Annotated in this window: 20 protein-coding genes, 1 pseudogene and 1 riboswitch; of the genes and pseudogenes, 4 read left to right on the top strand and 17 right to left on the bottom strand. The window is 67.7% G+C overall.

Annotated features, from left to right (window positions below; genetic code table 11):
• Positions 1-70 precede the first annotated feature (70 nt).
• The 3 genes from ABIC66_RS03665 to ABIC66_RS03675 form a co-directional block, all read right to left on the bottom strand.
• Positions 71-2,779 carry a PAS domain S-box protein gene (locus ABIC66_RS03665; protein ID WP_354068025.1) on the bottom strand — a complete coding sequence of 903 codons (2,709 nt, stop codon included), beginning with the start codon at positions 2,777-2,779 and terminating at the stop codon, positions 71-73.
• 98 nt (positions 2,780-2,877) lie between these two features.
• Positions 2,878-3,561, bottom strand: coding sequence for a Fe2+-dependent dioxygenase (locus ABIC66_RS03670; RefSeq protein WP_354068026.1), 684 nt, complete (start codon positions 3,559-3,561; stop codon positions 2,878-2,880).
• Positions 3,562-3,697: 136 nt separating this feature from the next.
• Positions 3,698-6,037, bottom strand: coding sequence for a TonB-dependent receptor (locus tag ABIC66_RS03675; RefSeq protein ID WP_354068027.1), 2,340 nt, complete (start codon positions 6,035-6,037; stop codon positions 3,698-3,700).
• Between the two features lie 208 nt (positions 6,038-6,245).
• A riboswitch (ZMP/ZTP riboswitch) is annotated at positions 6,246-6,328 on the top strand.
• 20 nt (positions 6,329-6,348) lie between these two features.
• On the opposite strand from ABIC66_RS03675, the gene ABIC66_RS03680 reads away from it, so the two are divergent.
• Positions 6,349-6,981, top strand: a complete 633-nt coding sequence (locus tag ABIC66_RS03680) for a LysE family translocator (RefSeq protein ID WP_354068028.1) — start codon at positions 6,349-6,351, stop codon at positions 6,979-6,981.
• A gap of 152 nt (positions 6,982-7,133) precedes the next feature.
• Entirely contained in the window at positions 7,134-7,835 is a 702-nt protein-coding gene (locus ABIC66_RS03685) for a ribonuclease T2 (protein ID WP_354068029.1), read from the top strand.
• Between the two features lie 159 nt (positions 7,836-7,994).
• Here the strand turns inward: ABIC66_RS03685 and ABIC66_RS03690 are convergent, their stop codons facing one another.
• On the bottom strand, positions 7,995-8,831 hold the full coding sequence (locus ABIC66_RS03690; protein ID WP_354068030.1) for an alpha/beta fold hydrolase: 837 nt from the start codon (positions 8,829-8,831) through the stop codon (positions 7,995-7,997).
• 677 nt (positions 8,832-9,508) lie between these two features.
• On the opposite strand from ABIC66_RS03690, the pseudogene ABIC66_RS03695 reads away from it, so the two are divergent.
• Positions 9,509-9,649, top strand: a pseudogene (locus ABIC66_RS03695) (hypothetical protein); the annotation flags it as partial.
• Between the two features lie 99 nt (positions 9,650-9,748).
• Here ABIC66_RS03695 and pnp read toward each other — a convergent pair.
• From pnp to rimP, 12 genes are all read right to left on the bottom strand, one after another.
• Positions 9,749-11,899 (bottom strand): polyribonucleotide nucleotidyltransferase, encoded by a 2,151-nt coding sequence (gene pnp, locus ABIC66_RS03700; RefSeq protein ID WP_354068031.1) that lies wholly within the window; start codon positions 11,897-11,899, stop codon positions 9,749-9,751.
• 300 nt (positions 11,900-12,199) lie between these two features.
• Positions 12,200-12,469, bottom strand: coding sequence for a 30S ribosomal protein S15 (rpsO, locus tag ABIC66_RS03705; RefSeq protein WP_354068032.1), 270 nt, complete (start codon positions 12,467-12,469; stop codon positions 12,200-12,202).
• A 14-nt stretch (positions 12,470-12,483) separates the two neighbouring features.
• The gene (truB, locus tag ABIC66_RS03710) at positions 12,484-13,416 is read right to left on the bottom strand and encodes a tRNA pseudouridine(55) synthase TruB (protein ID WP_354068033.1); all 933 of its coding nucleotides are present in this window, start codon (positions 13,414-13,416) and stop codon (positions 12,484-12,486) included.
• Positions 13,417-13,419: 3 nt separating this feature from the next.
• A complete protein-coding gene (gene rbfA, locus ABIC66_RS03715; protein ID WP_354068034.1) occupies positions 13,420-13,863 on the bottom strand; it encodes a 30S ribosome-binding factor RbfA in 444 nt (147 codons plus the stop codon).
• A 100-nt stretch (positions 13,864-13,963) separates the two neighbouring features.
• Entirely contained in the window at positions 13,964-14,749 is a 786-nt protein-coding gene (locus tag ABIC66_RS03720; RefSeq protein WP_354068035.1) for a dienelactone hydrolase family protein, read from the bottom strand.
• Between the two features lie 57 nt (positions 14,750-14,806).
• Positions 14,807-15,163 (bottom strand): YciI family protein, encoded by a 357-nt coding sequence (locus ABIC66_RS03725; RefSeq protein ID WP_354068036.1) that lies wholly within the window; start codon positions 15,161-15,163, stop codon positions 14,807-14,809.
• A gap of 90 nt (positions 15,164-15,253) precedes the next feature.
• Complete coding sequence (locus ABIC66_RS03730) at positions 15,254-15,868, bottom strand: hypothetical protein (protein ID WP_354068037.1); 615 nt, start codon at positions 15,866-15,868, stop codon at positions 15,254-15,256.
• Complete coding sequence (locus tag ABIC66_RS03735; RefSeq protein WP_354068038.1) at positions 15,865-16,380, bottom strand: DUF2939 domain-containing protein; 516 nt, start codon at positions 16,378-16,380, stop codon at positions 15,865-15,867. The genes ABIC66_RS03730 and ABIC66_RS03735 overlap by 4 nt, the downstream gene beginning before the upstream one ends.
• A gap of 117 nt (positions 16,381-16,497) precedes the next feature.
• Entirely contained in the window at positions 16,498-19,563 is a 3,066-nt protein-coding gene (gene infB / locus ABIC66_RS03740) for a translation initiation factor IF-2 (RefSeq protein ID WP_354068039.1), read from the bottom strand.
• A gap of 293 nt (positions 19,564-19,856) precedes the next feature.
• Positions 19,857-20,507, bottom strand: a complete 651-nt coding sequence (locus tag ABIC66_RS03745) for an RNA-binding protein (RefSeq protein ID WP_354068040.1) — start codon at positions 20,505-20,507, stop codon at positions 19,857-19,859.
• A 79-nt stretch (positions 20,508-20,586) separates the two neighbouring features.
• The gene (gene nusA, locus ABIC66_RS03750; protein WP_354068041.1) at positions 20,587-22,254 is read right to left on the bottom strand and encodes a transcription termination factor NusA; all 1,668 of its coding nucleotides are present in this window, start codon (positions 22,252-22,254) and stop codon (positions 20,587-20,589) included.
• Positions 22,255-22,256: 2 nt separating this feature from the next.
• Positions 22,257-22,847 carry a ribosome maturation factor RimP gene (gene rimP, locus ABIC66_RS03755; protein ID WP_354068042.1) on the bottom strand — a complete coding sequence of 197 codons (591 nt, stop codon included), beginning with the start codon at positions 22,845-22,847 and terminating at the stop codon, positions 22,257-22,259.
• A 262-nt stretch (positions 22,848-23,109) separates the two neighbouring features.
• On the opposite strand from rimP, the gene ppa reads away from it, so the two are divergent.
• Positions 23,110-23,643, top strand: coding sequence for an inorganic diphosphatase (gene ppa, locus ABIC66_RS03760; protein WP_047413770.1), 534 nt, complete (start codon positions 23,110-23,112; stop codon positions 23,641-23,643).
• A gap of 40 nt (positions 23,644-23,683) precedes the next feature.
• Here the strand turns inward: ppa and trmB are convergent, their stop codons facing one another.
• Positions 23,684-24,364, bottom strand: coding sequence for a tRNA (guanosine(46)-N7)-methyltransferase TrmB (trmB, locus tag ABIC66_RS03765; protein ID WP_354068043.1), 681 nt, complete (start codon positions 24,362-24,364; stop codon positions 23,684-23,686).
• Positions 24,365-24,438 lie beyond the last annotated feature (74 nt).

Below are 24,438 nucleotides of genomic sequence, written 5' to 3' on the forward strand. Positions count from 1 at the left end.
CTTTTCCCCGGACTTTCGCCCTGCTTAGCGTGGTTCAGAGCTTCAGGGAAAGGGCTTGAGAGGAACGGCCTTAAGCGACGGCTTCGCGCGCATCGGCGCCGGCCTGCGACAGTCGGACGATCTCGGCGACCAGGGCGGCCGGGGCGATCGGCTTGGCGGCGACGCCGTCCATGCCGGCGGCGCGATACGAGGCCCGCTGGTGCGCCATGACGTTGGCGGTCAGGGCGATGATCGGCGCGCGGCTGGCGGGGCCCGGCAGGGCCCGGATGCGGCGCGCGGCCTCAAGCCCGTCCATGCCCGGCATCTGCACGTCCATCAGGATCAGGTTGAAGGCTCCATCGCGGGCCGCGGCTACGCCCGAGGCCCCATCGTCGGCGACACGCACTGAGGCGCCCAGCTGCTCTAGGATGCGACGCGCGACTAGCTGATTGGTCGGATTGTCCTCGACGACCAGCACCTTCAGCCCGGCCAGCAAGTCCTCGGCCGGCGCCTCCACGGCGTCGGGCGGCGCGACCGGCGGAGCGTCGATGGTCAGGGTGAAGGTCGAGCCCTCGCCAGGCGTGGAGCGGAACGCGACCTCGCCGCCCAGCATCTGGGCCAGCTTGCGGGTGATGGCCAGGCCCAGGCCCGAGCCGCCGAAGCGGCGGGTGGTGCTGGCGTCGGCCTGCTGGAAGCGCTCGAACAGCCGCGCCTGGGCCTCCAGGGGCACGCCGACGCCGGTGTCGATCACCTCGAAGACCAGGCGCTGGCCCGAGACGTCCGCGAGCTTGCGCACCCGCACGGTCACCGAACCCTGCAGCGTGAACTTTACGGCGTTTCCGATCAGGTTGAACAGGGCCTGGCGTACGCGGGTCGGATCCGTCTGAACCCAGCCCAGGTCGTCGGCCAGATCGAGCTCCAGCCGCAGGCCTTTGTGTGTGGCTTGGCCGGCCAGCAGGCGCGCGACACCACGGGTCAGCTCGCGCGGATCCACCGGCTCGTGGTTAAGGTCAAGCCGCCCGGCCTCGATGCGGGAAATATCGATCACGTCGTCCAGCAGGGTCGACAGCATTTGACCCGCGGCCAGGGCCTCGCCCAGCAGGTCGGCGCTGTCGCCCGCCGGCAGCTCGCGCTTGAGCACGTGCATGACGCCCAGCACCCCGTTCATCGGCGTGCGAATCTCGTGGCTCATATTGGCCAGGAACTGGGCCTTGGCCTCATTGGCCGCCTGGGCCGCGCGCTCGGCGGCGACCAGGGCCAGCTCGGCCTTCTTCTTCTCGTCGATGTCCAGCACCAGGCCGAACGCCTTGCGGGGCGCGCCGTCGGGCGTGCGGCGCGTTTCGTGGAAGACCCGAACCCAGCGCGCTTCGCCGGTGGAATCGACAAGCCGCACGTCATATTCATGAGCCCTGTCGCGGCCGCTGTCGCGCCAGCCCGAGGCGGCCGCGAGCAAGGCGACACGATCGTCGGGATGCAGTCCCGGCAGCGTCTGATGCCGGATATCCTCGAATCCGATGCGGCGGCCCATGATGCGGTTGAATTCCGGCGAACCCCAGAAGCTCTCGCCTTCGTAGTCGATCTCGTAGACGCCGGCTCGCGCCGCGCCCAGCGCGACCTTCAGCCGGCGGGCGTTGATCCGCGCCTCGCGCCGGGCCGCGGCCAAGGCGGTGACATCGTCCATATAGGTGATGACGCCGACGATCTCGCCGGCCACATCACGCCACGGGCGAGCCTCCCAGCGGAACGAGCGCTCCACGCCCTCGGCGTCGAACAGGCGGTCCTCGCGCCGGGTGACGACCTCGCCTTCCAGGGCCCGGCTGACGCCGGCCACGAAGCGGCGGCGGCCGCCGTTGGTGAGTTCCGACAGGGTCTTGCCGATCACCTGGGCCTCGGTCGACCGGAAGATCTCGAGAAAACGCGGGCTGACCAGGCGCAGCCGCATGTCCAGGTCGTAGACCGCGACCGCGAACGGCGCGTCCTCGACCAGGCGGCGGGCGCGGCGCTCGCTCCAGATCGCCTTGTCGCGGCTACGGGCCACGTCGGTGATGTTCTGCGAGACGCCTGTCAGGGCGTAGAGGCCGCCCGGCTGGGGCTCGGCGCGATAGGTGCTGCGGAAGGTCAGCCAACGCCCATCGTCGCCACGCAGCCGAAATTCGATCGTACCGCCCTCGCCGGTCCGGGTGGCGTGGTGAAAGGCCTGCTGCACCGTCTGGCGCTGGTCCTCTGGCAGCCGGGCCAGGAACAGGTCGGCCGTGGCCACGTCGGACGGCGACAGGCCCAGCAAGGCCAAGGCGTCCGGCGACCAGTCGATGCGCTGGTCTTGGGGATCGTAGCTCCAGATCCCGATCCCGGCGGCCTCGGCCAGCAATTCGCGAGTGCGGCGGGCGGCCTCCAGCTCGGCGCGGGCTTCCACGTCCTTGGTGATGTCGTGCATCAGCCCGATCATCTCGCCGTTGGGCCCGAGGCGCGAGCGGCCTTGCAGCCAGACCCAGCGCCCATCCTTGCAGCGGACCTTCACGTCGTGGATCGCCGCCCCGGTCTCGCGCATCCGCCTCGCGGCGTCGGCGAGGTCGGGCTGGCTGTCCGGATGGGCGAACTTGATCGTGGGTTGGCCGACCAGCTCCTCGACCGACCAGCCCGTCAGGACGGTCCAGGCGGGATTGACCGAAACGAAGCGGCCCTCGGCCGAAACCACCGCGAAGAGATCGTTGGCGTTGTCGAAGAACCAGCGCGCCGCCTCCGCCTCGCCGAACGGCAAGGGCGTGGGAGCAGGCGCATCGTGGGTCGACGTCTGGGACATCCGATCTCCGCCAAGTTGGGCGGATCGTGGAGCGCAACCGTAAACTTATGGTTCGCAAGGCGTACCGATGTTCCCTGAACGCATTATTCCGCGCGCCTTCAGACCTCCGCCCATTGGCGCAGCAGGTTATGATAGACGCCGGTCAGCGACAGAATCCCCTCGTCATCGGCCGCGACCTGGCGGGCCAGGCGCTGGATGGCGATGTCCATCTCCAGCAGCATCGTCCGTCTGACGTCGTCGCGGATCAGGCTCTGGATCCAGAAGAAGCTGGCCGTGCGCACCCCCCGGGTCACCGGCGTGACGTGGTGCAGGCTGGAGCTGGGATAGAGGATCAGGTCGCCCGCCTCCAGCTTGACCGCGTGGCTGCCGTAGAGGTCGTTCACGACCAGCTCGCCGCCGTCATAGGCGTCCGGTTCGGCCAGGAACAACGTCGCCGACAGGTCGGTGCGTAGCCTCTGGCCGCTGACCGGATCGCGGCGGATGGCGTTGTCGACATGGTCCTTGAAGCCCATGCCTTCGCCATAGCGGTTGAACATCGGGGGCAGGATGACCTGCGGCAGGGCCGCCGAGACGAACAGCGGATGAGCCTCCAGCGCCTGCAGGATCGCCTCGCCGACCGTGCGGGCCGCCTCGCAGTCTTGCGGCAGCTGCTCGTTGGTCTTGGCCCGCGCCGCCTGGAAGCCCGAGGTCAGGTTGCCGTCGACCCACGGCCCCGCGTCCAGGATCGCCCGGGCGTCGGCCACCTGCGTCTTGGTCAGCACCTGCGGGATCTGCAGCATCATCGGAACGGTTCCCTGTCGTCGCCGAGGCTTAGCCGTCGCGCCGGTCTTTCTCTTTGATCCGCATCAGCCGGAAAAATAAAGCGCCCCGCTCGACGCCGTTGTCGAGCGGGGCGCGTGAAGCACCGGGAGGGGAGGATCAGTACTTCACGTTAACGGTCAGGATCGCCTGGCGGCCCGGCGCCGGATCGGCGTGGTGCACGCCGTTGGTGCGGGCGATGTAACGTTCGTCCGTCAGGTTCTGGACGTTCAGCTGCAGGTCGACCTTGTCGCTGACGGCCCACGAGGCGAAGGCGTCGTAGCGCGTATAGGACGGGGCGTAGATCTTGTTGGCTCCGCCGCCGGCCCCACCCTGATTGCCGCCGAAGCTCCTCGACACGTAATAGGCGCCGCCGCCCAGGGCGATCTTGCGGGTCACCTTATACGTGGTGAAGGTCGAGAAGCTGTGCTTGGGCGTGTTGGCCAGCGGGTCGCCCTGGTTGACGCTGGTATAGGCGCCGCGGACCAGTTCGCTGTCCATATAGGTATAGCCGCCGAACACCTGCCACTTGGGCGTGACATTGCCCGAGAAGCCGAGCTCGAAGCCCTTGACCTCGACCTCCCCGACCTGGGCGTAGGTGTTGGCGTCGATCTGAATCTGAGCGTTCTTGCGGGTCGTCTTGAAGGCGGCCGCCGACAGGGCCAGCGTGTCGTGGAAGACGTTGGCCTTGGCGCCCAGCTCGATGCTTTCGCTGTCTTCCGGCTCCAGCTGCACGGTGGCCAGGTTGCCCGTACCCGTCGAGACGTTGCTGTTCTGGTCGCCGGCCGCGATGCCCGGCGGGGTCGAGGAGGTGCCGTACGAGGCGTAGAGGCTGGAGCTGGTCGTCGGCTTGAAGACCAAGCCAACCTGGTAATTGGTGAAGTCCCACGAACCGTGGCGCGGCGTGTAGGTGACCGACGTGAAGACGCCGTTGGCCTGGGTGGTCGCGACGTCGACGCCCGAGCTCTTGTAGCTGTCGTGACGCACGCCCAGGTTCAGCAGCCACCGCTCGCCGAACTTGATGGTGTCGAAGCCATACACCGCGGCGGTCTTGGCCAGGGTGCGCGTGGCCGGCCCGCGATTGATTACGCCGCTCCAGCTGTCCTTGTCGTTCGGATGATAGACCAGGGTGCAATCGCCCGCGCCCAGGCTGGTCAGGGTGTTCGCCGCGATCGTGAAGCCGGTCGGGCAGGCCGCGCCCGAGGTCGTGAAGGTCGAATAGGCGGCGTTGAGGTTTTCCTCGCGGCTCAGTTCGAGCCCGACGTCGAAGCTGTGCTCCAGGCCGCCGAACATCGTCTTGCCGTGCAGGTCGGTGACCGCGGCCACCGTCTCGGCCGGATTCCAGCGGGTCTTGGTTCCACGCTTCATCCACCATTGGCCTTGAACGAACTGGGCCGCGCCGCCGTCGCCCGGATTGGTGACGATGTAGTCGTTCAGCGACTTCGAATAGCGGACCACTTGGCGGATATTCAGGTCGTCATTGATCTTGTGATCGATGGCGAAGGTGGCGATGTCGGACTTCGTCTTCTGGAAGTCGCGCGCCTCGACGCCGTAGAAGCTGCGGCGATCGACGGCCAGGATGCCCGAGGCGGTGCGCGGCTCGGTCGTCTTGGTGACCAGCGGGATGCCGTAGTCGGGCGTCTGGTCGGTGTCGAGGTGGTAGTAGCTGATCGTCAGCTGGGTGTCGCCGTTCAGGCCGACGGCCAGCGACGGGGCCACGCCCCAGCGGCTGAAGTCGACGGCCCTGCGGCCCGGGGTATTGCCTTGGGTCCCCAGCACGTTCAGGCGCACCGCGACATTGTCGTTGAAGGCGTAGTTCAGGTCGGCGGTGGCGCGGACATATTCGTCGGTTCCGACGCCGACCGCGCCCCGGGCGAAGCTCTCGGCCTTGGGCGTCTTGGACGACAGGTTGATGCTGCCGCCGCCCGAGCCGCGGCCGCTGTAGGCGCTGTCGGGGCCTTTGACGACCTCGACCTGTTCGAGGTTGAAGATCTCGCGTGTCTGGCCGCCACTGTCGCGGACGCCGTCGACGAAGATGTTGTTGGCCGAGCTGGAGCCACGGATGAACGGACGGTCGGCCAGCGGTTGGCCGCCTTCGCCGGCGCCGAAGGTGATGCCCGGCGAGGTGCGCAGGATGTCCGTCAGCGAGGTGGCGGCGGTCTGCTCGATGATCTTGGAGGTGATGACCGTCACCGACTTGGGCGTGTCGACCAGCGGGGCGGTGAACTTGCTCGACGACGGGTCGGCCACGCGTTTGGCGTCGATCTTGACAGTCGAGACCTCGGTGCTGTCGGCGGCCGGGGCGGTGGCGACCGGCGCGGCGGTGGCGACTTCAGCGGCGGCGGCGACATGGGCCAGGCTCAGGCCGGCGAGGCCGGCGACGGCGGCGGCGCTCAGGGCGCGGCGCGGGCGGCTGATGACGCCGGCGACATTGGGGCCGGCTGAGTTCGGGTTACGCATGTTGGTTCAGTCCCCGGGGCGCGCCGTCGAGGGCGTCGCTCTTGAAATTGCGAAGCGTTCTTAGCGATCTTGCAAAGCAGTCGCAATGATAATCGCTCGCAATTGCGGGTAGCGTGGCGGAAAAGTGACGCTTGCCGGCGATGCGGCGCCATCTCCCTCTCCCGAGCGCCATCGCCGCCCCCCATCTGGCCGAACGGTGCTAGAGCTTCGGTGTTCGCGCGACTGGCGTTCAGAGGGAAAAGACCCTCGGGAAGCGCGGGCCTTCGTGAGCCGTTCGCCTGGGCGCCCAACCTCGATACGGAGCCGCGCCCATGCCCGAAGCCAAGACCTGGATCGCCTTCACGCTCGTCTGCCTGGGCATGGCCCTGACCCCCGGGCCGAACATGCTGTACGTCGTCAGCCGCTCGATTTCGCAAGGCCGCTGGGCCGGGATCGTGTCGCTGATCGGCACGGCGGCGGGCTTCGTCGTCTATCTGGTCTGCGCCTCGCTGGGCATCACGGCCCTGCTGATGGCCGCGCCCATAGCCTATGACGTCCTGCGCTTCGGCGGCGCGCTGTATCTGGGCTGGCTGGCCTGGCAGGCGATCAAGCCCGGCGGCGCCTCGCCGTTCCAGGTCCGCGACCTGCCCAAGGACAGCCCGGCCAAGCTGATCAGCATGGGTTTCGTGACCAACATCCTGAACCCCAAGGCGGCGATGCTGTACCTGTCGCTGCTGCCGCAGTTCATCAAGCCCGAGCACGGCGGAGTGCTCACCCAGTCGCTGGCGTTGGGCCTGTCGCAGATCAGCGTCAGCATGATCGTCAACGGGACGATCTGCTTCACCGCCGGCACGATCGCCGCGTTCCTGTCGACCCGTCCCAGCTTCGCGCTGATCCAGCGCTGGCTGATGGCCACCGTACTGGGCGGCCTGGCGGTGCGGATGGCCACCGAGGCCCGCCGCTAGAGCGTGGCAGCCGAAAGTGTGAGCGGTTTCGGCGCAGCCACGCTCTAAATGTTTAGATAGAGCCTGTTTATCCGTTTCTGATGATTCCATCAGAAACGGACAGGCTCTAGGCCCGCTTGACGGCGAGGGCGGCGCGGGTCCCTATCCGCGCCATGAAGACCGCCCTCGCCGCCGCACTCGCCATCCTCATCGTCGCGAGCGGGGCCCAGGCCTCCAGTCTGAAGTCCTGCGCGGTCCCGCCGACCGTGACGCCGGCCCCGGCCGAGATCCCGCCGGCGGGCGAGATCCATACCGATGTCCCGACCGCCGCCTATCTGCTGGCCCTCTTCTGGTCGCCCGAGGCCTGCCGCGCCGGCATCCCGGAGTCGGACAAGATCATCCAGTGCCGGAACAACCGCTTCGGCTTCACCGTGCACGGCCTGTGGCCCAACGGCCCGGACCGGGTGCATCCGCGCTACTGCAGGCCGAGCCCGCCGATCAATCCGGCGACCGTGAAGGCCAATCTCTGCATGACCCCCTCGCCCTGGCTGCTGCAGCACGAATGGCAGGCGCACGGCACGTGCCAGTGGGAGACGCCCGAGGCCTATTTCAAGAAGGCCCGCGACGTGCGCAAAGGCCTGAACATTCCCGACCTCAAGCCTGGCCCCGACGAGACCCTGACCGCCGGCCAGATCCGCCACGCCTTCCTGAAGCGCAACCGCGACCTGACCGCCGAGGGCCTCAATGTCCGCGTCAAGGACGGCCGTCTGACCGAGGTCTGGGTCTGCATGGACCTGAAGTTCAAGCCGGCCGCCTGTCGCGGCGGCAATGGCGCGCCGGACAGCGCGGTGGTCAAGGTGACGCCGAAGGGGTGAGGGTTTCACGCCCTCAGAAATCACCGTCATCCCGCGACTTGTTCGCGGGACCCATTTGTCCGCCGCAGGTGCGGAGCGAGAGTTCGCTCTCACGTGAAAGCTGAACCCTGGGTCCCGCGCATGAAGCGCGGGATGACGGGACACTTGGCGGTTTGAACCCTAGCCCTCGATGAAGGCCAGCAGGTCGCGATTGATGGTCTCGGCCTCGGTGGTGGCCATGCCGTGCGGGAAGCCCGGATAGGTGATCAGCGTGCCGGTCTTCAGCAGCTTGATCGCCTGGCGGGCCGAGGCGTCGATCGGCACGACCTGATCGTCCTCGCCGTGCAGCACCAGGACCGGCACGTCGATGGCCTTCAGATCCTGGGTGAAGTCGGTTTCCGAGAAGGCCGCCACGCAGTCGTACAGCGCCTTGACGCCGGCCATCATGCCCTGGCGCCACCAGTTGTCGACGACGCCTTCGGAGACCTTCGCGCCCGGCCGGTTGAAGCCGTAGAACGGACCGGCGGCGACGTCGCGGAAGAATTGGGCGCGGTTGAAGGCCGTGCCCTGGCGGAAGCCGTCGAACACCTCCCGCGGCAGGCCGCCCGGATTGGCCTCGGTCTTCAGCATGATCGGCGTCACCGCGCCGACCAGCACCGCCTTGGCGACGCGGCCGGGCTCGGCCCGGGCCACGTAGTGGGCGACCTCGCCGCCGCCGGTCGAGTGGCCGATATGGACGGCGTTCTTCAGGTCGAGGTGGCGGGCCAGCGCGATCACGTCGGCGGCGTAGGTGTCCATCTCGTTGCCGGTGTCGGTCTGGTCCGACCGGCCGTGGCCTCGGCGGTCATGGGCGATGACGCGATAGCCCTTGGCCAGGAAGAACATCATCTGGGCGTCCCAGTCGTCCGACGACAGGGGCCAGCCATGGTGGAAGACGATCGGCTGGGCGGTCTTGGGACCCCAGTCCTTGAAGAAGATCCTTGTGCCGTCGTCGGTGGTGAAGAAGCCGCTGCTCATGTCCGTTATCCCTCTGCTGGGTGGCCGCCTGGCCCGTCCCGTTGCTCCGATGAAGAGAGAATGGACGCGGCGGATTGTCGTGAAAATCGAAACTATCGAAACTCATTGTTTCCAGATTGAGACATCGGTTGATGCGCACGGCGTCTCCGCTTCACGCGGCCTGACCGCTGAAGGTGTGGGGAGGCGACGGAGCGGCCGGGCGAACCCGGAGACCGTGAGTTTGATTTTACGTTTCGGCTCGGACGACCGCTCCGCCAGGCTGTTCTCTGCCGTGAGGACGGCGGGCGTGAGCGTTGTCTGCTCGGGCCTCCGTTACCCCCGGACGGGCGTGGACCCAGTCGATCGGCTACATCCGTCTCGACCCCGACGATCCACGATAGGCGGCTTGTACGATCACCGCCCTGTCGCTCCGCGCTCGGCCAACCCCTCGGCCTTCGTGTGGTCCCGGATCTATCCACGAACAGACCACCACCCGAACCGAGGCGGCGCCCACGCGGCCCCGCTCAACCTATCCCCGCCGCCGCTTTGGGCCGGATCCAAGCGCCCTCCCCTTGCGACGGGGACAGCTTTGATTGTGCAGCGGTTCTGAACGCGGATCATTCAGACGCGCGTAAAAGTGAGAAGTCGTTGATTTCGTTCGCTTCGATCTTGCGAACGCCGGGGATAGAGGCCGCTCAATCCCCGTACTTTCATGCTCCCTCTCCCATAGGGAGAGGGTTGGGGTAAGGGGTTACGGCGTCGGACGGAGCGCCGGCACGCCGTCAAACTCCGTAACCCCTCACCCTCCCACCGCTTCGCGGCGGGCCCCTCCCTCTCCCTAAAGGAGAGGATTCCGGTGGCCACCTCCAATACGCAAAACGGGCGGCTCCTTTCGGAACCGCCCGCTCGCTGGTCTCTCACCTCGGTGAGACGGTCACTCAGGTGGTGACGGCGTCTTCTGGAGCGATTTCGGTCTTCTTGGACAGGTCTTCGCCGGTCTCCTGATCGACGACCTTCATCGACAGCTTGGTCTTGCCGCGGTCGTCGAAGCCCAGGAGCTTCACCTTGACGATCTGGCCTTCCTTCAGCACGTCCGACGGCTTGGCGACGCGTTCGTTGCTGATCTGGCTGACGTGGACGAGGCCGTCCTTGGCGCCGAAGAAGTTCACGAAGGCGCCGAAATCGACGACCTTCACGACCTTGCCGTCGTAGATCTTGCCCACTTCGGCTTCGTCGGTGATCGACTTGATCCAGTCGATCGCGGCCTTGATCTTGGCGCCGTCCGAGGCCGAGACCTTCACGGTGCCTTCGTCGTTGATGTCGACCTTGGCGCCGGTGGTGGCGACGATCTCGCGGATCACCTTGCCGCCCGAGCCGATCACTTCACGGATCTTGTCGGTCGGGATGGTGATGGTCTCGATCTTCGGGGCGTAGTCGCCGACGTCTTCGCGCGGGGCGTCCATGGCCTTGTTCATCTCGCCCAGGATGTGGGCGCGACCTTCGTGAGCCTGGGCCAGGGCCTGCTTCATGATCTCCGGGGTGATGCCGGCGATCTTGATGTCCATCTGCAGCGAGGTCAGGCCTTCGCTGGTGCCGGCCACCTTGAAGTCCATGTCGCCCAGGTGATCTTCGTCACCCAGGATGTCCGACAGAACCGCGAAGCCGTCCTTTTCCAGGATCAGGCCCATGGCGATGCCCGAGACCGGACGGATCAGCGGCACGCCGGCGTCCATCATGGCCAGCGACGAACCGCAGACCGTGGCCATCGAGGACGAGCCGTTCGACTCGGTGATCTCCGAGACCAGGCGGATCGTATAGGGGAAGTCTTCCTTGCTCGGCAGCATCGGGCGCAGGGCGCGCCAGGCCAGCTTGCCGTGGCCGATTTCGCGGCGGCCCGGGCTGCCCATACGGCCGGTCTCGCCGACGCTGTAGGGGGGGAAGTTGTAGTGCAGCAGGAAGGATTCCTTGTAGGTGCCTTCCAGGGCGTCGATGAACTGCTCGTCGTCGCCGGTGCCCAAGGTGGCGACCACGATGGCCTGGGTCTCGCCGCGGGTGAACAGGGCCGAACCGTGGGTGCGCGGCAGGATGCCGACTTCGCCCAGGATCGGACGTACGGTGCGGACGTCGCGGCCGTCGATGCGCAGGCCGGTGTCGAGGATGCCGCGACGCACGACGTCGGCTTCCAGTTCCTTGAAGATGGCGGCCAGCTTCAGCGGGTCGTAGCCGGCCGGATTGGTGTCCGACTTGCCGAGCGCCTCGATGGCCTTCTTCTTGGCGTTACCGATCGCCTCGTAGCGGTCCTGCTTCTTGGTGATCTTGTAGCCGGCGGCGATGTCCGCGCCGACGATGGCCTTCATCTCGGCCTTGATCGCGTCGGTGTCTTCCGGCTCGAACGCGAAGGGCTCCTTGGCGGCGTGCTCGGCCAGGTCGATGATCGCGTCGATCACCGTCTGCATTTCCTTGTGGGCGAAGTTGACGCCGCCCAGCACGATCTCTTCCGAGAGCTCCTGGATTTCGCTTTCGACCATCATCACGGCGTCGGCGGTGCCGGCCACGACCAGGTCCATCTTGCTTTCCTTCAGCTCGTCGAGCGTCGGGTTCAGCACGTACTGGTCATTGATCCAGCCCACGCGCGCGGCGCCGATCGGGCCCATGAACGGGGCGCCCGACAGGACCAGGGCGGCCGAGGCGGCCACCATGCCCAGGATGTCGGGATCGTTCTCGAGGTCGTGCTGCAGCACGGTGACGACGACCTGGACTTCGTTCTTGAAGCCCTTGACGAACAGCGGGCGGATCGGACGGTCGATCAGGCGGGAGACCAGGGTCTCCTTCTCCGACGGACGACCTTCACGCTTGAAGAAGCCGCCCGGGATCTTGCCGGCGGCGAAGGTCTTTTCCTGATAGTTGACCGTCAGCGGGAAGAAGTCTTGGCCCGGCTTCTGGGTCTTGGCGAACACGGCGGTGGCCAGGACGACGGTTTCGCCCATGGTGGCCAGGACCGCGCCGTCGGCTTGACGGGCGATGCGACCGGTTTCGAGGACCAGCGTCTTGCCGCCCCACTCGATCGTCTTGCGCTTGATATCGAACATTTCGTTTCTTTCGGTTCCCGCGGGCGGATTCCCGTCGGGGCGGACAGGGGCGGACGGCCTAGCTTGAAGAGCTATTTGGAGCCGGCCCGATAATCCTCATCCAGTTCGACAGGCGGGTTTGAGGACGTGAACCCTCGGACGGACGAACGGTTCTGGCCAAGTCTTTCGAAAAAGCCACGTCTCCCGGGGGAGAGCGTCGAACCGCTTTTGAACCTTCGCGACGCCCGGCCTGTCTCGGGACGCCTGGTTCCAGATACGCGATCCGCCGCCCTGCGTGAGCGGGGCGGCGGACCTTGGCGCTTAGCGACGCAGACCCAGCTTTTCGATCAGGGCCTGATAACGCGCGGCGTCGGACTTCTTCAGGTGGTCGAGAAGCCGGCGACGCTGGGAAACCAGCTTCAGCAGGCCACGACGGCTGTGGTTGTCCTTCTTGTGCGTCTTGAAGTGCTCGGTCAGGTTCGAGATGCGCTCCGAGAGGATCGCGACCTGGACTTCAGCGCTGCCGGTGTCGCCTTGCGTACGGGCGTGTTCGGCGATGAGCGCGCTCTTGCGCTCGATGGTGATCGACATCGGGTTGTCTCCGCTCAGGTGAGTTGGAAGACCCGCACCGGATTGAGCTTCCCGGCGCGCATCTCGCACAGGGCCACCAGCCGATCCCCCGACATGGCGGAAACGGTGCGATCGCCGGGCGTGAGCTCGGCTTTCAGCGTTTCCACCTGCCTTGGGAGCAGGACGATGGCGCGTCCCTGTGCAAGTCGAAAGGCGTCTTCGTCGGTCACGGCCACCGCCGGGATGTCGTCCAGCGCGGTCTCGACCGGAAGCAATGCCTCCGACAGCCGGGCCTCATAGCTCAAATTCTCGAGAGTTTCCAGCGATATCGCGGTCGCTTCGGTAAACCCGCCCACCCGCGTCCGGCGCAGCTCGGCGACGTGGCCGCAGGTTCCCAGAGCCTTGGCCAGGTCGCGGACCACGGCCCGGACATAGGTTCCCTTGCCGCACTCCATCTCCAGCGTCACGTGGTCGGCGTTGGCCGCCTCGATCACGCGCAGGGCGTGGATGCTGACCTTGCGGGTCGGCAGCTCGAATTCCACTCCATCGCGGGCCAGGTCGTAGGCGCGCTCGCCGTCGACCTTGATGGCCGAGAAGTTCGGTGGGACCTGGTCGACCTCGCCGATGAAGCCGGACAGCAGGGCCTCGACCTCTTCGCGGGTCGGGCGCGCGTCCGAGGTGGCGGTCGTCTCGCCTTCGCGGTCCAGCGTCGTGGTGTCGCGCCCCCAGGCGATCGTGAAGCGATAGGCCTTGTCGGCGTCCATCAGGAACGGGACGGTCTTGGTCGCCTCGCCCAGGGCGATCGGCAGGATGCCGGTGGCCAGCGGGTCCAGCGTGCCGGCGTGGCCGCCCTTCTGGGCGTTGAACGCGCGGCGCACGCGGCCGACGGCCGTGGTCGAGGTCAGGTCGTAGGGCTTGTCCAGGCACAGCCAGCCCGAGACGGCGTCGCCCTTCTTACGGCGCGCCATGCCCTAGTCCTCGTCGCCGATCACGTCGGAGAGGCGACGGGTGTCCTGCTGGACGCGCGGGTCCTGGAACAGCTGGTCCATATAGGCCGCGGTCCCGAAGCTCTCGTCGTGGATGAACTTCAGGTCCGGCGTGAACTTCATGTCGATCGAGCGCCCCAGGCGCCCGCGCAGGAACTTGGCGACCCGATTCAGGCCCTTGATCACCTCGGTGGTGTCCTGGCCGGTCAGGCCCGCGCCCAGCGGCTCGACGAAGCAGACGGCGTGCTTCAGGTCGGGGCTCATCCGCACTTCGGAGACCGTGACCGAGATGTTCTGCAACGCCTCGTCAGCCAGTTCCTCCTCGCGGAGGATCTCGACCAGGGCATGGCGGATCAGTTCGCCGGCGCGGAGCTGGCGTTGCGAGGGGCCCGTCGGGGCGCCCTTCTTGTTGTCAGAGTGGCGCTTCATGGCGCGGAATCCTTGCGGCCCGGCCGGCGGATCGAACGCCGGTGCGCGGGGAAAATCGGAAGGCGGGGTGTCTAGGCCCGCAAGGACGGAAAGTCCAGCACTACGCCCCTACCCTCGCCTGGAAGAACGCGATCACCTTGTCCCGCGCCTTCATGCTCCCGCTGTCGGGAACCGAGCGGTGCAGGTGCAGGGTCAGCACCGAGTGCGGGGCCATCGGCATGCCGGGCGCGGCGTCCTCGTCGGTCAGTTCGACCACCTCGACCTTGTCGCCGAACTCGGCCCTCAGTCGTTCGACGCGGGCGTTCGGCACCAGTCTGTCGGACGTGAAGCGCAGGGCCAGCAGCGACAGGTCCTCGTCCTTGAACCGTCGCTTGGCGCAAGCCAGCTCCGAGGCCGAGCAGTCGAGACCCTTGCCGTTGTTCAGCGGCAGAGACGGCTGGGACAGCACCGGCGCGACGACCGACGGCTCGGTCATCATCGCCAGGGCGAAGCCGCCGGTGAAGCACATGCCGACCGCGCCGACGCCCTTGCCGCCGCACTCGGCGTGAACCTGGCGCGCCAGGGCGCGCAGCCAGTCGACGATAGGGCTGGAGCGACCGTCCTTCCAGACGCTGAACTCGCGGCGCACGCAGATGTTCTTGAAGATCTCGCCGATCGCGTAGCCCCGGGTCACGGTCTTGCCGGGCTTGCCGAACAGGCTGGGGCAAAAGGCGGTCAGCCCGGCCGCGGCCAGGTCGCGGGCGAAGGCCAGGACGCCGGGATGCAGGCCGGGAACCTCGTGGATGACGATCACCGCCGGCCCCGCGCCGATGCGGAAGACCTCGCGGCGCCAGCGCCCGTCGTCGAACTCGAAGCGCTCGAACCCCGCCAGCGGATCGTCGGCCATGCTCGTCCCCTCGTTCCCCGGCGGTGAGGCTAGACCGGCGACGAGCGCCTGGCCAGGTCAGAAGGCCATGGCCCGCTCCCAGACCGGCCTGCGATCGCGGGGGCGGGGGCGTTCGCCGATGTCGTCCGGCGCGATCAGCAGGCGGATCTCGATCTCGGCCGAGCCGTCGCGCGGCGCGGGGCAGCGGCGCACCCACGCCGCGGCGTCCTCGCGGGAGTCGACGTCATAGACCCAGAAGCCGGCCAGGGTCCGCCCGTCGGCGGCGGTGTCGGAGGCCATCCTCGCGCCGCGCGCGGTCAGCTTCGCCCGATCGGCCACGCCGGCCCGCGCCAGCTCGACATCGTAGGATCGCATCGCCTCGGTCAGCGCCGGACCCGGCTCCGCCTCGACCTTCAACAGCACCATGAACCGCATCGCGCGTCTCCCGCCGGCCGCTCCATCCGAGCCGGCTACATCTCTAGGACGCGCGAGGCCGGCCCATTGCGACATGGCCGACGAAAAATCTCAGTTCGTGGTGTCGGGATGTTGCGGGTTGTCCGTCCAGTCGGACATCGGATCGGGCGCGCGGCCCTTCGGCAGCCGCCATTCGCCGCGATACGAGAAGTCGAGCGTGCCGCAGAGGCGGGCCTTGCCGCCAGAGTCCTTGCCAGCGTCCTTGGCGGCCTTGGGATCGTCGCCGAACGCCTGGATCCGCAGGTCGCGGCGGATCAGGATCGTGCTGAACGACAGCCACAGGCGGGTGGAGCCGGGACAGAAGGCCCGGACATAGATCTTGCCCTGGGCGGCCTTGGTGTCGACCTCGTAGAGCGAGGCGTCGGCATCGACGCCGTCCATGGCCGCCAGGCCGCCGGGACCGAGGTCCTTCTGGCGACCGTTCTTAAGCATCGCCTGGGCCGGCACGCCGGTGGCCAGCACCTTGATCGGCTGACCGGGACCCAAGAGGCCCTGGTTGAACAGGATCGTCACGCCCGCGCCGGTCAGACGCTTGGCGTCCGGCGAGATCGGGTCGTACGAGAACATCCGTGTCTCGGCCTCGGCGGCGGAGGCCGCCAACAAGTTCAAGACGGCGGTCGTCGCCAGCAAAGCCAGGGCCGCGCCCCCCCAGACGGCGCGCCTCATCGCTTCAGGTGCAGGTTCGCGGCTTGCGGATCGAAGCTCGACAAGCGCCAGGTCGAGCCTTCCTGGGTGAAGGTCAGCATGCACGGACCGTCCTTCTTGGCCGCGCACACCCGGCCGTCGCCGACGGGACGCAGGGCGCTGGCGATCGCCACCCGGCCCGGGATCGGCCGGTCGGGGGTGTAGCCGTAATAGCTGGCGGCGGCGTGGAAGGTTTCGGGACGGATCAGGGCCTCGCCGGCCACGTCGGCCAGCGGCCCCGCCGCCAGGGCGGCCAGGGCCATGACGCCGTTGCTCTGGCCGCCGCGCTGGCGGGCCTCGTCCATCAGCCGCGACTCGATCTGGTATTTGAGGGCCTGGCGGTCGACATGGGCCTCGAAGGCCGCGCGGTCATTGTCGCGGATGGCGATCAGCAGGTCGTGCACGTCACCAGCGGCGTCGAGGCGGGTGGCGGTCGCGCAGGCGCTCAGCGAGCCGGCGATCACGGTCAAGGCGAGGAGGGCTTTGATACGCATACGAAAGGCGTAGCGCCGGATTGGGGCGATTTCCAGTCTGGCGATAACAGTGGCTCAACAGAAAAGGCGCGGACCTCGCGGTCCGCGCCTTCTGATCTTCCGATCTCGCGACCAGCTTTAGTCGAGCTGGCGCTTGATCTCTTCGACGGTGAAGCACTCGATCACGTCGCCGACCTTGATGTCCTGGAAGCCGGCGAACAGCATGCCGCATTCCTGACCCACGGGGACTTCGTTGACCTCGTCCTTGAAGCGCTTGAGCGTCGCCAGGGTGCCCAGTTCCAGGACCACGATGTCCTGACGGACGATCCGGACCTTGGCGCCCTTGCGGACCACGCCTTCGGTGACCTTACAGCCGGCGACCTTGCCGATCTTCGAGATGTCGAAGGCCTGCAGGACCTCGGCGTTGCCGAGGAAGGTTTCGCGCTGGATCGGGGCCAGCATGCCCGAGAGCACGCCTTTGATGTCGTCCAGCAGGTCGTAGATGATCGCGTAGTAGCGGATCTCGACCCCTTCGCGTTCGGCCAGGGCTCGCGCCTGCGCCGAGGCGCGGACGTTGAAGCCGATGACCGGCGCGCCGGCGCCCTTGGCCAGCATGACGTCGCTCTCGCTGATCGCGCCGGCGCCCGACAGGATGATCCGCGCGCGGACCTCGTCGGTGGCCATCTTGTCCAGCGAACCGATGATCGCTTCGGCCGAGCCCTGCACGTCGGCCTTGATGACCAGCGGCAGCTCTTTCAGCTTCTTGTCCTGCAGCTTGGCCATCATGTCGGCCATCGAAGCGCCGGCGCCGATCGGAGCCAGCGACTTCTCGCGCTTCAGGCGGATGCGGTACTCGGTCAGCTCGCGAGCGCGGGCCTCGTTCTCGACCACGGCGAACGCGTCGCCCGGCGAGGGCACGCCGTCCAGGCCAAGGATCTCGACCGGGGTGGCCGGACCGGCTTCGGTCAGCTGCTCGTTGCGCTCGTTCAGCAGGGCGCGAACCCGGCCGAACTGGCTGCCGGCGACGACGATGTCGCCGCGCTTCAGCGTGCCGCGGTTGACCAGGACGGTCGAGACGGCGCCGCGACCCTTGTCCAGCTTGGCCTCGATCACCACGCCGTCGGCGGTGCGGTCGGGGTTGGCCTTCAAGTCCAGCACTTCGGCCTGCAGCAGGATGGCTTCCAGCAGGTCGTCCAGGCCGGTGCGGGCCTTGGCCGAGACCTCGATCAGCTGGGTGTCGCCACCCAGGCTTTCAACGACGATCTCGTGCTGCAGCAGCTCGTTGACCACGCGGGTCGAGTCCGAGCCCGGCTTGTCCATCTTGTTGACGGCGACGATGATCGGCACCTCGGCGGCCTTGGCGTGTTTGATCGCCTCGATCGTCTGGGGCATCACGCCGTCGTCGCCAGCCACCACCAGCACCACGATGTCGGTGATGTTGGCGCCGCGGGCGCGCATCGACGAGAACGCGGCGTGGCCGGGCGTGTCGAGGAACGTCACGCGCTGGCCGTCCTTCAGGCGAACCTGATAGGCGCCGATGTGCTGGGTGATGCCGCCGTGTTCGCCGGCGGCCACGTCGGTCGAGCGCAGGGCGTCGAGCAGGCTGGTCTTGCCGTGGTCGACGTGACCCATGATCGTGACGACCGGGGGACGCGCCTCCAGGTGATCGTCGTGATCGTCGGCGCCAATGAAGCCTTCTTCGACGTCGGCTTCCGACACGCGGCGGACGGTGTGGCCGAATTCGGTGGCCACCAGCTCGGCGGTGTCGTTGTCGATAACGTCGTTGATCTTCAGCATCACGCCCTGACGCATCAGGAACTTGATGATGTCGACGCCGCGCACGGCCATCCGGTTGGACAGTTCCTGCACGGTGATGACGTCGGGAATGACGACTTCACGCGCGACGCGGGCCTGTTCGGCCACGCCGCCGCGGCGCTTTTCCTTTTCGCGTTCACGGGCCCGGCGAACCGAGGCCAGCGAGCGCATGCGGTCGGCGGACTCACCGTCACCGGCCACGGCCTGGATGGTCAGACGGCCTTCGCGGCGTTGCGGAGCGCCCTTGGCGCGCGACACGGCCTTGTTGGGGGCCGCGCTCTTGCGACGATCCTCGTCCTCGTCGGGACGACGGTCCATGACCGCGCCGCCGGGGCGCGGAGCCGAACGGGTGGCGCGCTGGATTTCCGGCGTGGCCGGAGCCGAGGCCGGAACGCCCGGACGCGGACCGCGCGGACCACCGGGGCCGCCAGGACCCCGCGGGCCGCCCGGCGCCGGACGCGGCGCGAGGGCCGAGTAGCGCACGGTCTGCTGCGGGCGGTCGCCTTGCGGACGATCACCTTGGGGGCGGTCGCCGCGATAGCCGCCGCGGTCGCCCTGCGGACGATCGCCCTGGGGACGATCACCGTCGGGACGCGGACCGCGCGGGCGGTCGCCTTCCGGACGCGGGGCGCGCTGGCCGAAGTTGGCGCCGGCGTCGGGACGCGGCGAGCGTTGGTTGAACGGGCGGTCGCCTTGCGGGGCCGGACGATAGGTCGTCGTGGTCGGACGATCGTCGCGGCGCTCGCGGCTGGGCTCGTAGGTGCGGGTCTGGCCGGCGCCGGTCTGGCCGGGGCCAGCCGGGCGTGGGGCGTCTTGGCGCGGAGCCTCGGCGCGCGGCGCGACCGGGGCCTGGGCCACCGGCTGGGCCGGAGCCGCCGGGGGCGGCGTCACCGGCGCGGCGGGCGCTTGAGCGACCGGAGCCACTGGAGCGGCCGGAGCCGCGGAAGCCGCGCGTTCGGCCGCGGCCTTGGCGGCGGCTTCGCGCTGAGCGGCGTCCTGAGCGGCGCGAGCCCGCGCCTCGGCGGCCGCCTGGTCGGCGGCCTGACGGGCCTGGTTCTCGCGAGCGGCGTCGACGACGCGTTGACGGGCGCGCAGTTCTTCCTGCGACAGACCGCCGGCCGAGCCGCCGCTGCCGGCGTTACCGCCGCCTTGCGATTGCTGCGGGCGCGGCGGCGGGGCGTCATGGCGACGCTCGGCCGAGGACGGCGCGGCAAGATTGCCGGTCGCGGGCGCATGCGGCCGCGTTCGCTTGGTTTCGACCACCACCGTCTTGGTCCGGCCGTGGCTGAAGCTTTGCTTCACGACCCCGGCGCTCACCGAGCCCTGACGGGGCTTCAGCGTGATCGGGGCTCGTCCGCCGGGTCGGCCGTTTTCGTTCTCGTCGCTCATGCGCTCGCTTGTACTTCCGCCAGGCGGTACCCGGCTAAAAAAACCGCTCGTTCCATGTGAGAAAGGGGCCTGGACGTACCCCCAAGGATGGAGGCGCGTTTCCCGACCCTTCACTCACGAGCACGACCCGGACGGCCGTACTCCCTCAAAGATTCTAGAGCTTTTCGATTTCACCGGCGGGTCCAGTGAGATCGAAAAGCCCTAGAGCCTGTCCTGATCGGCAAACCGAGCAGGGCTAACAGGCTCGCCCTCTTAGTTAGAGGTCTTCTTGTCCGCCGAAGGCGGGAAGATCTCTAGCCGTCCTCGCGTCCGTTCGCCGACCATTCGGGAGGCAAAAGCGGGCGGAAGCCTGATAAACGCTCGACATCCAATGTCCAGCTATCGAGACCGCGCCCGGCGAGGAGCGCCGTGTGTATCACATTCTCCCCGCCCAAGGCCAAACCCAATTCGTCCGAACTGAACGCGCCCAGCAAACGGGGCGATCTGGGGGCCTTGCGGGCGGCGGATAAGATCTTGCGGCGACCATCTTCGGCGCTGTCGGACGCCTCGATCAGCCAGGCGACGTTGCCCGTCCCCAGGGCCGCGACCACCTTTTCGTATCCGGAGATAATGGTCCCGGCCTTCCGTGCAAGACCCAGGCTGTCCAGAACCCGACGCGCCAGGAGCGCCTCGACCTGATCGGCGAGGTCGGCGGGCGCGGTCAGCTTGGTCTTGGCCGCGCGCGAGAACAGGCCCTTCTTGGCGGCGGTCGTCACCGAGTCCCGGTCCGCCCGGACCCAGATTCCCCGGCCCGGCAGCTTGCGGGCCACGTCCGGAACGACCACGCCGTCGGGCCCGGCCACGAAGCGGACCAGGCGCGCCTCGTCGGTCGCCTCGCCCAGGACGATGTCCTTGCGCAGGCGATTGGCCTCGGCGTGGGTCTTGGGCGCGGCGGCTTCGGTCATGGATCCTTTGATCTGGCCTTGTCGAACGAACGGCCCCGCGGATCGCTCCGCGAGGCCGTCACGCATCGCTGGAAGGCGCTTAAGCGCCTTCTTCCGGGGCGGCTTCCTCGGCGACGGCTTCGTCAGCGGTTTCACCCTCGACGTCGCCTTCGTACTCGGCTTCCGGTTCGTATTCCGGCTCCGGCGGCGCCTCGACCCAGCCCATGGCGACGCGGGCGCGCATGATCAGCGCCTCGGCGTCTTCCGGCGACAGGTTGAAGCTTTCCAGGATGCCCGGCTCGCGCACGCGCTCGCCGTTCTTGGTCTCGAACCAGCCGCGCATGTCGTCGGGCACCAGGCCGGCGAGGTCCTCGACGGTCTTCACATCGCCTTCGCCCAGGGCCACGGCCATGGCCAGGGTCACGCCCTCGATGGCCAGGACGTCGTCCTCGACGCCCAGTTCCAGGCGCTTGGCGTCCAGGGCGGCGGCTTCCTTATCGAGGAATTCGCGGGCCCGGGTCTGCAGCTCGTCGGCGGTCTCGTCGTCGAAGCCCTCGATCGAGGCGATCTCGTGCGGCTCGACGAAGGCGACGTCTTCCACCGCGGCGAAGCCTTCGGTGACCAGCAGCTGGGCGATGACCTCGTCGACGTCCAGGGCTTCCTGGAACAGGGTGGTGCGCTCGGCGAACTCGCGCTGACGGCGCTCGCTCTCCTGGCTTTCGGTCATGATGTCGATCTGCCAGCCGGTCAGCTGCGAGGCGAGGCGGACGTTCTGGCCGCGACGGCCGATGGCCAGCGACAGCTGCTCGTCCGGCACCACCACTTCGACGCGCTCGTCCTCCTCGTCCATGACGACCTTGGAGACTTCCGCGGGCGCCAAGGCGTTGACGATGAAGGTGGCCTCGTCTTCCGACCACTGGATGATGTCGATCTTCTCGCCCTGCAGCTCGGCCACGACCGCCTGCACGCGCGAACCACGCATGCCGACGCAGGCGCCGACGGGGTCGATCGAGCTGTCGTTCGAGATGACGGCCATCTTGGCGCGCGAACCCGGGTCGCGGGCCACGGCGCGGATCTCGATGACGCCGTCGTAGACTTCCGGCACTTCCTGGGCGAACAGCTTGGCCATGAAGCCGCCGTGCGCGCGGCTCAGCATGATCTGCGGGCCCTTGGTCTCGCGACGGACGTCGTAGATGTAGGCGCGGATGCGGTCGCCGACGTTGAAGTTCTCGCGCGGAATCGACTGGTCGCGGCGCATGATGCCTTCGCCACGGCCCAGATCGACGATGACGTTGCCGTATTCGACGCGCTTGACGCTGCCGTTGACGATCTCGCCGACGCGATCCTTGTACTCGTCGTACTGACGCTCGCGCTCGGCCTCGCGGACCTTATGCATGACGACCTGGCGGGCCATCTGGGTCTGGACGCGGCCGATCTCGAACGGCGGCAGGGCCTCTTCGTAGATCTTGCCGATCTCGGCGTCGCGCCAGGTACGCTTGGCGATCGACAGCTGGACCTTGCCGATCTCGCCCTCGAGTTCGGTGTCGTCGGCGACGACCTCGATCACGCGCTTCTGATTGGTCTCACCCGTGCGGGGATCGATCTTCACCCGGATGTCGTGCTCGGCGCCGTAGCGGGCGCGGGCGGCCTTCTGCAGGGCGTCCTCGATGGCCTCGATGACGACTTCCTTCTCGATGCCCTTTTCACGGGCGACCGCGTCGGCGATCTGCAGGAGTTCGAGCCGGTTGGCGGCGATGCCGATGGCCATGGTCAGTCCTCTTCACTTTCGGACAGGTCGTCGTTGTCGGATTGGTAGTCTTCTGATTTTAGGCGGGCGGCGCGCTGTTTGGCGCCCCGCTCCATCAGGGTGTCGGTCATGACGAGCTTGGCGTCGATGATCCAGGCGAACGGGAAGTAGACGGTAACGTCGTCCTCCCCCTCGATGTTCAAACCCACCTGGTCATCCTCGACGCCGGCCAGCTCGCCCTTGAAGCGCTTGCGGCCCTCGGCCACGCGATCCAGTTCGATGCGGGCCTCCAGGCCGGCATAGTCCTCGAAGTCCTTCAGGCGGGTCAGCGGCCGGTCGATGCCGGGGCTGGAGACTTCCAGGGTGTATTCGCCGGTGATCGGGTCGGCGGCGTCCAGAATCTCGGACACGGCGCGCGACAGGCGGGCGCAGTCCTCGACGTTCATGTCGCCGCCGCTGCCGTCTTCCTGCAGCGGACGCTCGGCCATGATCTGCAGGCGACGCTGCTCAGCGCCGCCCATCAAGCGCAGGCGGACGATTTCGTAGCCGACGGTCTCGGCCACGGGATCGAGCATCTCGATCAGGTCACGGTCTTCTTGCGTCTTGCCGCGCAAAGCAGTTTCTCAACTCGAACACGGCCGCCGGGCGAACCCGCCGAGCGACCAAAGAAAAAGCGGCAGCCTTTCGGGCCGCCGCTCGAAAGCGCTATCTAGCGCTAACGGACGATGTGGGACGCTTTATAGGCGAACTGACGGGCGCTGTCGACTCTCCGGCGGGAAATCTCCCGACTCCGACTTCCGCACCGCAGCAATAATCGCCTATAAGCCCGTCCGCGCAGGCCGCCTCCCCGCGGACCTCATAAGACGAAGAGTCACAATGGACCTCTCCAAGATCCCGACCGGGGTGAACCCGCCCTACGATCTGAACGCCATCATCGAGATCCCGCAGGGCGGCGAGCCGGTGAAGTACGAGATCGACAAGGAAAGCGGCGCCCTGATGGTCGATCGCTTTCTGCACACGGCGATGTTCTACCCGGCCAACTACGGCTTCATCCCGCACACCCTGGCCGACGACGGCGACCCCGCCGACATCATGGTGGTCGGCCCGACCCCGGTCGTGCCGGGCGCGATCATCCGCTGCCGCCCGATCGGCACCCTGATGATGGTCGACGAGGCCGGCTCGGACGAAAAGATCCTGGCCGTGCCGGTCGACAAGCTGCACCCGTTCTATACGGGCGTGACCAGCTGGCGCGACCTGCCGACCATCCTGACCGAGCAGATCGCCCACTTCTTCCAGCACTACAAGGATCTGGAAAAGGGCAAGTCGACCAAGATCTCGGGCTGGGCCGATCCGGACGAGACCGCCGACATCATCCGCACGGCGATCAAGCGCTACAACGAGACGTACTAAATCCGACGATGGCCCCCTCCCGCTCGTGGGAGGGGGTTTCCTATTTCCGGACGAAGTCCAGGAACACCGGGGCGCAGTCGCCCAGCTTCTTTTCCTCGTAGCGCGTCGTCACGTGGTCGGCCGGGATCGCGTTGCGATCGGCGTTCGCGTCGGCGAAGCGGAAGTTCGGATCGGCCAGCACCCGCTCGGTCGTCCATTCGGCGTAGTCGGCCCAGTCGGTGGCGAAGCGCAGGGCCCCGCCCGGCTTCATCACCCGCGCCAGCTTGGCGACGAACGCGGGCTGGATCAGGCGGCGCTTGTTGTGGCGCGCCTTGTGCCAGGGGTCGGGGAACATGATGAACACCCGGTCCAGGCTGGCGTCGGGCAGCCAGTCGACGACCTCGCGGGCGTCGCCCTCGTGGACGCGGACGTTCTTCAGGGCCTGTTCCTCGACGTGGCGCACGGCGCTGGCCACGCCGTTGACGAACGGCTCGGCGCCGATGACCAGGGCTTCGGGATTGCGGCCGGCCTGGGTCGCCATGTGCTCGCCGCCGCCGAAACCGATCTCCAGCCACACGGCCTTGGCGCCGGGCATCAGGTCCAACGGCTGGAACGGCCCCTGCGGCACGGCGATCTCGGGCAGCAGGGTGTCGAGCAGGGCCTGTTGGCGCGGCTTGACCGGGCGCGACTTGATGCGGCCGAACGAGCGCAGCGGCCCGTGGGGAATGGGAGCGGAGGTCATGGGCGGCGTCTTAGAGCTTTGAAGGCGAAATGAAAACGGGCTCCGACCCGGCTGGATCGGAGCCCGTTTCCAAA

It is taken from the genome of Caulobacter sp. 1776 (genome assembly GCF_040545685.1).
Lineage (GTDB): Bacteria > Pseudomonadota > Alphaproteobacteria > Caulobacterales > Caulobacteraceae > Caulobacter.

Bases quoted from the DNA above. Each gene is read 5' to 3' on its own strand.
- ABIC66_RS03720 (WP_354068035.1), bottom strand. From the start codon at position 14,749: ATGGCCGACGATCCGCTGGCGGGGTTCGAGCGCTTCGAGTTCGACGAC.
- ABIC66_RS03725 (WP_354068036.1), bottom strand. From the start codon at position 15,163: ATGCGGTTCATGGTGCTGTTGAAGGTCGAGGCGGAGCCGGGTCCGGCG.
- rbfA (WP_354068034.1), bottom strand. From the start codon at position 13,863: ATGAAGCGCCACTCTGACAACAAGAAGGGCGCCCCGACGGGCCCCTCG.
- ABIC66_RS03670 (WP_354068026.1), bottom strand. From the start codon at position 3,561: ATGATGCTGCAGATCCCGCAGGTGCTGACCAAGACGCAGGTGGCCGAC.
- ABIC66_RS03730 (WP_354068037.1), bottom strand. From the start codon at position 15,868: ATGAGGCGCGCCGTCTGGGGGGGCGCGGCCCTGGCTTTGCTGGCGACG.
- nusA (WP_354068041.1), bottom strand. From the start codon at position 22,254: ATGGCCATCGGCATCGCCGCCAACCGGCTCGAACTCCTGCAGATCGCC.
- ABIC66_RS03690 (WP_354068030.1), bottom strand. From the start codon at position 8,831: ATGAGCAGCGGCTTCTTCACCACCGACGACGGCACAAGGATCTTCTTC.
- ABIC66_RS03735 (WP_354068038.1), bottom strand. From the start codon at position 16,380: ATGCGTATCAAAGCCCTCCTCGCCTTGACCGTGATCGCCGGCTCGCTG.
- rpsO (WP_354068032.1), bottom strand. From the start codon at position 12,469: ATGTCGATCACCATCGAGCGCAAGAGCGCGCTCATCGCCGAACACGCC.
- ABIC66_RS03680 (WP_354068028.1), top strand. From the start codon at position 6,349: ATGCCCGAAGCCAAGACCTGGATCGCCTTCACGCTCGTCTGCCTGGGC.
- ABIC66_RS03745 (WP_354068040.1), bottom strand. From the start codon at position 20,507: ATGACCGAAGCCGCCGCGCCCAAGACCCACGCCGAGGCCAATCGCCTG.
- pnp (WP_354068031.1), bottom strand. From the start codon at position 11,899: ATGTTCGATATCAAGCGCAAGACGATCGAGTGGGGCGGCAAGACGCTG.
- ppa (WP_047413770.1), top strand. From the start codon at position 23,110: ATGGACCTCTCCAAGATCCCGACCGGGGTGAACCCGCCCTACGATCTG.
- trmB (WP_354068043.1), bottom strand. From the start codon at position 24,364: ATGACCTCCGCTCCCATTCCCCACGGGCCGCTGCGCTCGTTCGGCCGC.
- truB (WP_354068033.1), bottom strand. From the start codon at position 13,416: ATGGCGCGCCGTAAGAAGGGCGACGCCGTCTCGGGCTGGCTGTGCCTG.
- ABIC66_RS03685 (WP_354068029.1), top strand. From the start codon at position 7,134: ATGAAGACCGCCCTCGCCGCCGCACTCGCCATCCTCATCGTCGCGAGC.
- infB (WP_354068039.1), bottom strand. From the start codon at position 19,563: ATGAGCGACGAGAACGAAAACGGCCGACCCGGCGGACGAGCCCCGATC.
- ABIC66_RS03675 (WP_354068027.1), bottom strand. From the start codon at position 6,037: ATGCGTAACCCGAACTCAGCCGGCCCCAATGTCGCCGGCGTCATCAGC.
- ABIC66_RS03665 (WP_354068025.1), bottom strand. From the start codon at position 2,779: ATGTCCCAGACGTCGACCCACGATGCGCCTGCTCCCACGCCCTTGCCG.